General features: G+C 68.8%; 1 protein-coding gene and 1 pseudogene. Both read left to right on the top strand.

Annotation, left to right across the window (positions count from 1 at the left end):
* A partial coding sequence (locus tag H7290_RS17045; protein WP_290515218.1) for a methylmalonyl-CoA mutase family protein occupies positions 1 to 1,386 on the top strand: 1,386 nt, incomplete at its 5' end.
* Positions 1,370 to 1,958: pseudogene (locus tag H7290_RS17040) on the top strand (methylmalonyl Co-A mutase-associated GTPase MeaB); the annotation flags it as partial. The gene H7290_RS17045 and the pseudogene H7290_RS17040, both read left to right, overlap by 17 nt.

The following is a 1,958-nucleotide window of genomic DNA, read 5'->3' as shown; positions in this document are numbered from 1 at the left end:
GCCGGCCCCGACGTGGGCCTGGAGACCAACGCCTTCGCGCCGCGACTGAGCTTCTTCTGGGCCACCGGAATGAACTTCTACATGGAGATCGCCAAGATGCGGGCGGCCCGCGCGCTCTGGGCCAGGTTGGTCAAGGACTTCGACCCCAAGAATCCCAAGTCGCTGAGCCTGCGTACCCACAGCCAGACGTCGGGGTGGTCGCTCACGGCGCAGGACGTCTACAACAACGTGCAGCGCACCGCCATCGAGGCGATGGCCTCCACCCAGGGCCACACCCAGAGTCTGCACACCAATGCGCTCGACGAGGCCATCGCTCTGCCGACCGACTTCAGTGCTCGCATCGCCCGCAACACCCAGCTGCTGCTGCAGCAGGAGTCGGGCACGACCGACATCATCGACCCGTGGGGCGGCTCGTACTACGTCGAGAAGCTCACCCACGACCTCGCGAACCGTGCCTGGGCGCACATCACCGAGGTCGAGGAGGCCGGCGGCATGTCGAAGGCCATCGAGGAGGGCATCCCCAAGATGCGCATCGAGGAGGCCGCCGCCCGCACCCAGGCTCGCATCGATTCCGGCCAGCAGGCGGTCATCGGCATCAACACGTACCGGCTGGCCGATGAGGAACCGCTAGAGGTGCTCAAGGTCGACAACAAGGCCGTCTACGCCTCGCAGATCGCGAAGCTGGACAAGCTGCGCGCCGAGCGCAGCACCGACGAGGTCGAGCGCACGCTCGCCGCACTCACCGCCAGTGCCGAACGTGGCGCGAGCCGCGATGGAACGCTCGACGGCAACCTGCTCGCGCTCGCCGTGGATGCAGCCCGTGCCAAGGCCACCGTCGGCGAGATCTCCGACGCGCTGGAGAAGGTCTACGGACGCCACCAGGCCGTGATCCGTACGATCTCAGGTGTGTACCGCACCGAAGCCGGACAGGCGGGCAACGTCGCCCAGGTCCTGGAGGCGACCGAGGAGTTCGAGAAGGCCGAGGGCCGCCGCCCCCGCATCCTTGTCGCCAAGATGGGCCAGGACGGGCACGGCCGCGGCCAGAAGGTCATCGTCACCGCCTTCGCCGACATGGGCTTCGACGTCGACGTCGGCCCGCTGTTCTCCACGCCCGAGGAGGTCGCCCAGCAGGCCGTCGACGCCGATGTCCACATCGTGGGTGTCTCGAGCCTGGCCGCCGGCCACCTCACCTTGCTGCCGGCGCTGAAGGAGTCGCTGACCGAGATGGGTCGCTCCGACATCATGATCGTCATCGGCGGCGTGATCCCCCCCGACGACGTGCCGACGCTCAAGCAGATGGGTGCGGCCGCGGTGTTCCTGCCCGGCACCGTCATCGCCGACTCGGCCCTCGATCTGTTGAGCAAGCTGCATGGTCAACGTCAGTGACCTCGCGGACGACCTGAGGATCGGCCAGCGCGCCGCGATCTCTCGGGCGATCACGCTGGTCGAGTCCCGTCGTGCCGACCACCGGGCCGAGGCCCGCGAGCTGCTCGGGCTGCTGACTCCCGCGGTGTCCGATGCTGGGGCCGGGGGAGCGATTCGCGTCGGCGTCTCCGGGGTGCCCGGGGTGGGCAAGTCGACCTTCATCGAGGCGCTCGGCATGCACCTGATCGACGAGGGTCATCGCGTCGGTGTGCTGACCGTCGATCCCTCCAGCGTCCGCACCGGCGGTTCGGTGCTCGGCGACAAGACCCGCATGCCACGGCTGGCCGTCAGGCCCGATGCCTACATCCGGCCGTCGCCCAGCGCTGGCACCCTCGGCGGCGTCGCCCGCGCCACCAGTCAGGCCATGACGGTGCCCGAGGCGGCCGGCTTCGACGTCATCCTGGTCGAGACCGTCGGGGTCGGCCAGTCCGAGATCCCCGTCGCCGGCATGGTCGACACCTTCTGCTTCCTCACCATCGCCCGCACCGGGGACCAGCTGCAAGGCCTCAAGAAGGGGATCCTGGAGATCGCCG

Source organism: Aeromicrobium sp. (assembly GCF_014378035.1).
Classification (GTDB): Bacteria; Actinomycetota; Actinomycetes; order Propionibacteriales; family Nocardioidaceae; genus Aeromicrobium.
The sequence above is the reverse complement of the archived record's forward strand: the minus strand, read 5'-3'. Positions and strand labels throughout refer to the sequence as shown.